Source organism: Pseudomonas sp. XP1 (assembly GCF_053557675.1).
On sequence record NZ_JBNRIJ010000049.1, the window covers coordinates 1 to 6,044 of the forward strand.

Annotated in this window: 3 protein-coding genes and 1 pseudogene; 2 read left to right on the forward strand and 2 right to left on the reverse strand. The window is 62.8% G+C overall.

Annotated elements, in window-relative coordinates:
• Positions 1-1,684: pseudogene (locus ACK1U9_RS24260) on the forward strand (hypothetical protein); the annotation flags it as partial.
• On the forward strand, positions 1,681-2,451 hold the full coding sequence (locus ACK1U9_RS24265; RefSeq protein WP_230385083.1) for a DUF6708 domain-containing protein: 771 nt from the start codon (positions 1,681-1,683) through the stop codon (positions 2,449-2,451). The pseudogene ACK1U9_RS24260 and the gene ACK1U9_RS24265, both read left to right, overlap by 4 nt.
• A 179-nt stretch (positions 2,452-2,630) precedes the next feature.
• Here ACK1U9_RS24265 and ACK1U9_RS24270 read toward each other — a convergent pair whose 3' ends face one another.
• Both ACK1U9_RS24270 and ACK1U9_RS24275 read right to left on the reverse strand, forming a co-directional pair.
• Positions 2,631-3,326, reverse strand: a complete 696-nt coding sequence (locus ACK1U9_RS24270; RefSeq protein WP_013973414.1) for a response regulator — start codon at positions 3,324-3,326, stop codon at positions 2,631-2,633.
• The gene (locus ACK1U9_RS24275; protein ID WP_449110240.1) at positions 3,323-5,977 is read right to left on the reverse strand and encodes a DUF4118 domain-containing protein; all 2,655 of its coding nucleotides are present in this window, start codon (positions 5,975-5,977) and stop codon (positions 3,323-3,325) included. Before ACK1U9_RS24275 ends, ACK1U9_RS24270 begins: the two co-directional genes overlap by 4 nt.
• Positions 5,978-6,044 lie beyond the last annotated feature (67 nt).

A 6,044-nucleotide genomic window follows, 5' to 3' on the forward strand; every position in this document is an offset into this window, starting at 1 on the left:
GCCGATACAGGATGCCGTTGGCCAGTTGCTGGCCGCGACCAACAGCGCCGGGAATGCGCTCAGCCAGCACCTGAGTGAACGGACCAAGACCCTGATCGGCCATGTGCATCGCTCGGCGTTTGCCCTGTTTGCGGGGCAGCAGGTAACGCCGCTGCGGGTGTCGCTGACAGTGGGCGAATACATGAGCCTGCTCAACGAAGCCCTGGAGGCGCGGACCGATGCGTTTCTGCAGCAGGTAGACAAGCAGTTCCGTGACCCACTGGGCCGCAAGGTGCGGGCCATGGTGCTGAGTGGCGCGATCAATATTGCGGCAGCGGGTAACCGTAGCCAGATGATCGAGGTGATGCTCTGGACGCTCGAAAGCGCCGAGAGTTTGCAGGCGCGGTTGGTGCAGTTGCACGAAGGTGCAGCCGGTGGCGTCGGGGCGCTGGTACGCAATGTTGCGATTGGTGCGGGTACGCTGCGTGCGCAGGTTACGAGTGGTTTGAAGATCAGTTCTACGGCCGCGCAAAGCGTGGCAAGCGATGCGATGCGCAGCCTGCGGGATGCTGCAGCGAGTAGCGGAAGCGTCGGGCTGCTATTTGCCTTGGGCAGCATGTGGTTCCAGCAGGATAGCCTTGGCAAGAACTATCGAGCGTTGCAAGAGACACATCAGGACAACCCGGAGGCGCTTGCGGCGATCTGGTCTTCTTCGCTTGGGTTGTTGGGTGCCAGCGTCGAAGCGGCGGGACTGGTTGTTGCGCTTGTGCGTCCGAAAATACCATGGCCGGGGACGGTGACAACAATCTCATTGGGGACAGGCATTGCCAGATTCGGCGCGGGGATTTCTGCGCTTGCTGGTGTCATGGATGCGGCTCAGTACAGGTATGCAAACCTTAGATCCGAGAGAGTGGGAGATGGCTCTGCAGCTCGCCTCTACCGGTTCGCAAGTGCCACTTCATTCGGGGCCGCAGCATTTGGCGTCTGGGCCGCATTTGGCTCCAGCGCTTTACTTGGCCCGATAGGCATAAGCATCACCTTGGGCATAGCAGCCTATCTGCTTGCAACTTCAGCCAAGCACAAAGAATCATCAGCAACGCAGATTTGGGCCAGAAATACCAAGTGGGGGTTACCGGAATCACATCGCCAATGGGTGACCAACACCGATATGGACGCGGCCATTGCCGCTCTCAATGCATCCCTCCTCGGTTTGGAGGCGGAGGTCTCGATTCAAATCCAATTCGAAATCAATCATTCCATCCACAAAGAAAATGCGTCAACGATATTTACCAGTGATGGTAATGCGGTCCCGGCAAGCGTCGGCCTGATTTTCTTTATTCACATTCCAAACTTCAATCAGCACCTGTCGCATTACGAGTGGAGCTTAAGTCTGTACCACGGACCTAGAGGTAGTGAATTAGCTGTACTGTCCGCAGACAGTTCGTCGCCGTTGAAACTGCAAGCTCAAGACAGAGCGACCAATAAGCTCTTTTCAAGACCACCCGATATGCAGCCATTCACAAAGGTCGACCCAATGACTAAAGCCCTCACCATTCAAGGAGCGCTGCCATTGTCCGACCACCACACCATCCAGGCAATAGAATTCACCCTAAACTTCTGGCCTGACAAAGACGACAAAACAACACTTGCTCAGATTGTAGTAGTAGAGAATGAGATACGTACCAACAAGAGCAAAATTCAATGAGCCGCCCAAGACTGATCCCACCCTGCACTGGCTGGCAAGAAGACTTGCCATCGCCCTTCGATGCACCGATTCTAGAACCTGGCTTGGCTCCCCACACACCGAACTTTCAAGATGATATTTACCTCGAGATTTGTCGCTCAGCAATGGCGTATCGTGGGATCGTTTCGATATTGGCACTTATCTTTCTGATTACGATCCTGGTTGACCTTCCTTGGGTGATCAGGCATACGGACCCAACGGACATCGAGAGTGCTCTTCAGGAAATTATCATGCTCTCATTGTCAGCATGGTGCACGGTTGTCCTGTTCCGGGCAGACCTCTCAGCGCCCCGAGACCTGCCCATTAGATTCAACCGGGCCCGTAATAAAATCTACGCCTACAACTTCAAGCATCAATGGTGGAACCCATTCGACAAGGGCAAAGTCGTACCGGTCAGTTATGACTGGTCCCAAGTCCGCGCCGAGCGCTGGTCACAAACCGGCGCACTGCCAAACGGTGGGTTAATTTTCAAATGGGGTGTCACACTCTCCATCGTTGCACCAGGCACAAACAATGTCATCGACCGTTTCCCTCTGGTCACTATGGGCGCCAATGAGCATGCCTGGGCCTACATCTGCACCTACATGCAGGAAGGTCCCTCAGCCCTGCCACCACCAGGCGAACCCAAGGATCACAACGATGTACTCTGGTGTGAGTTCGCCCTGCGCCTGGCACCCCGAGTAGAGTGGCCAGCGGAAATGGATCTGGAGTCGAGAACCGCCCCCTGAGATACTGTCTTACACTGCTTGCTCTGGCACCATCGCCGGCATGCCAGCTCTCATAGAACTGCACATGACTCATTGAATTAGCAGGGACCCTGTGGGAGCGGGCATGCCCGCGAACAACGGCGCAGCCGGTGCCATGCATCGCTCTGGATTCTTCGCGGGCAAGCCAGCACCCACCGGGGTTACATGGTCGGCGCCACCAACCTGTACCCCACCCCTGGCTCGGTGATGATGAACCGCGGCGCCGTGGGGTCATCGCCCAGCTTCTGCCGCAGATGCCCGACCACGATCCGCAGGTAATGGGTGTCATCCACATGGGTAGGCCCCCAGATATCCTTGAGCAGCTGCTGCTGGGTAATCACTCGCCCCGGATGCCCGGCCAGTTGCGCCAGCAGCGCATACTCCTTGCGGGTCAGCGCCACTTCCACGCCATCCAGGGTCACCCGGCGGAAGGCGAAGTCCACCATCAGCGGCCCAAAGCTGGCCGCCACTTCCGAGCCACCCGCCTGGGGCACCTGGCGCAGCAAGGCGCGCACCCGCGCCAGAAACTCCTGGATGCCGAACGGCTTGGTCACATAGTCGTTGGCACCGCCATCCAGCGCATCGACCTTCTGCACTTCACTGGCACGCACCGACAACACCAGCACCGGCACCGCGCTCCATTCGCGCAGGTCACGCAGTACCTGCTGACCGTCCATGTCCGGCAGGCCCAGGTCGAGCACCACCAAGTCCGGCTTGCCCAGGGCCGCCTGGGCCAGCCCTTCCGCGCCGGTGGCAGCCTCGAGCACCTTGTAGCCTTGCGAGGCCAGGCTGATGCGCAGGAACTTGCGGATCTGCGGTTCATCGTCGATGACCAGGAGGGTGGCGGACTGACTCATGGGGTTTCGCTTTCGGTTTCAGGTTGAGGAGGCAGCGGCAAGCATAAAGTGATGCTGGTGCCCTGGCCATCGATGCCTTCGCCCACCAGGATCTGTCCGCCATGGGCGCCGATCATGCCCTGGCAGATCGCCAAGCCCAGGCCGGTGCCCTGCCCGCCGCGGTCGCCGCGAGCGGCGGTATAGAACATGTCGAAGATCTTCTCGCGGTCTTCCACGGGAATGCCGGGGCCCTGGTCGCTGACGGCGAAGCACAACCTGGCGTCCTGCACCGACACCTGCAGCTCCAGCCGGCCATTGGCTGGCGAGAAGCGCGCGGCATTTTCCAGCACGTTGACCAGGGCTTGCTCGATCAACGCCGCATGCACGAACAGCAACGGCAGCTCGGCCGGCACGTCGGTGTGCAACCGCAGCGGCGCCAGCACCGCGCGCAAGCGGTTGAGCGCGCTGCCAACAATGTCGGCCGGGGCCACCCAGTCGCGGGCCAGTTTGAGGCCGCCGTGACCAAGGCGCGTCATGTCGAGCAGGTTCTGGATGTAGCGGTCGAGGCGTTCGGCCTCGTTGCGGGTGCCCTCCAGCAGTTCGCGGCGGTCGGCGGTGGGGATCGCCTCGCCCAGCGCCAGCAGGCTGTCGATGCTGCCGCGCATGGCGGTCAGCGGGGTGCGCAAGTCATGGGAAACGGACGCAAGCAAGGCGCTGCGCAACTGCTCGGTTTCGCCATGCAGGCGCGCGGCCTCCAGCTGTTCGGCCAGCCGGGCGCGGGCCAGGGCCTGGGCCAGCGGCTGACCAAGGGCGGTGAGCAGACGCCGGCGCGGGTCGCTGAGCGGCTGGCCGGAACGTGGGCGCACACCGAGCAATGCCAGGGGCTGTTCATCCACCGCCAGCGGCCACCACCACCAGCGGCCATTGGGCAGGGTGTCGCTGCCCTGACCGGCGGCCTGGCCATGCTGCCAGGCCCACTCTGCGGCGGCGCGCTCGTTATCGTTGAAGGCATGGGCTTCGCCGCTGGCCACTTGCAACTGACCTTCGACATTGCGCTCCAGCAGGCATACCTGCATGTCCTGCCAGCCGTTCAGGTGCTGGCCGGCGGCGTTGAACACCGCCTGGCGGTCGGTGGCCACGGTCAGCCGGCGCGACAGGTCGAGCAACTGGCTGGTCTGCGCCTGGGTTTCGCGCAGCGCCTGCAACTGCCGACGCTGGCGCGCAGCCAGGTTGCCGGTGAGTGCAGCCATCAACAGAAAGAACACCAAGGTCAGCACGTCTTCTTCGCGCTGGATCCTGAACGACAGGTTGGGCGGGATGAACAGGAAGTCGTAGGTCAGGAACGACAGCACCGCGCAGGCCAGCGCAGGCCCCAGGCTGCTGCGCACCGCCACCAGCAACACCGCGGCCAGGAACACCAGCGAGATGTTGGGCAGGGCCAGCACACTCGACACCGCCCAGGCCAGGCCCGCGGCCATGAGCGTGGCCAGCAGCGCCAGCAGGTAATGGCGCCAGACCCACACCCGCCGCACCGCCGAACGTGGCGCTTGCGGCTGCGCGTCGCGGTCCAGCACGTTGATTTCCAGGCCGTGGCTTTCGCGCAGCAGCCGCGCGGCCACACCGGCACCGAACAGGCGCCGGCGCAGGCGGTCGCGGGACTGCCCGACCAGCACCAGGCTGGCCCGCCGTTCGGCGGCATGCTGGATCAGCGTGCGCACCACTTCACCGGCACGCAGCAGTACCACCTCCCCGCCCAGGCGTTCGGCCAGTTGCTGGGCAGCTTGCAGGCGCTGGCGTGCGGTTTCGTCGCGCAGGCGGCCGTTGTCCACATGCACCAGGCTCCAAGGCAGGTGGCGGCGTTGCGCCACGCGACTGGCATGGCGCACCAGCCGTTCGGCCTGGTCGTCGCCATCCACGCCCACCAGCAAGCGCCCACGCAGGGCCGGGGCTTCCTGGCCGCGTTGGCGATAGCCGTGGGCCAGGTCGGCATCCACCTGGGCAGCGGCGGTCTGCATGGCCAGTTCGCGCAGGGCGGTAAGGTTGGTTTGCGAGAAGAACGCATCGATGGCGGCCCGCGCCTGCTCGGGCACGTACACCTTGCCTTCGCGCAGGCGTTCGAGCAGCTCACGGGGTGGCAGGTCGATCAGCACCAGCTCGAAGGCTTCCTGCAGTACCCAGTCCGGCAGGGTTTCGCGCACTTGCACGCCGGTAATGTCGCGGACCTTGTCGTTGAGGCTTTCCAGGTGCTGGACGTTGACCGTGGTGTACACATCGATGCCGGCGGCCAGCAGTTCCTGCACGTCCTGCCAGCGTTTGGCGTGGCGGCTGCCGGGCGCATTGGTGTGGGCCAGTTCATCGACCAGCACCAAGGCCGGCGCGGCCTTGAGCAGGCCGTCGAGGTCCATTTCCTCGAGGGTGACGCCGCGGTACTGGCTGCGCAGCAGGGGTTGCTGCTGAAGGCCAGCGAGCAATACCTCGGTTTCGGCGCGGCCATGGGTTTCGACCACCCCGGCCAGCACCTGCACGCCTTGGCGTTGCTGGGCGTGGGCGGCCTGGAGCATGGCGAAGGTCTTGCCGACGCCGGGGGCGGCGCCAAGGAACACCTTCAGCCGGCCCCGGCCGGATCGCGGGAGGGTAGCCAACAGCGCGTCTGCGCGGGCGGAGTCACTCATCTTTCATCCTTTGCTATTTCCAGCAAGCAGCAAATTCAGGGACAAACACCGTACCTGCGGGAGCGGG

Excerpts from the sequence above, each read along its gene's own strand:
- ACK1U9_RS24265 (WP_230385083.1), top strand. The coding sequence starts at position 1,681 with ATGAGCCGCCCAAGACTGATCCCACCCTGCACTGGCTGGCAAGAAGAC.
- ACK1U9_RS24270 (WP_013973414.1), bottom strand. The coding sequence starts at position 3,326 with ATGAGTCAGTCCGCCACCCTCCTGGTCATCGACGATGAACCGCAGATC.
- ACK1U9_RS24275 (WP_449110240.1), bottom strand. The coding sequence starts at position 5,977 with ATGAGTGACTCCGCCCGCGCAGACGCGCTGTTGGCTACCCTCCCGCGA.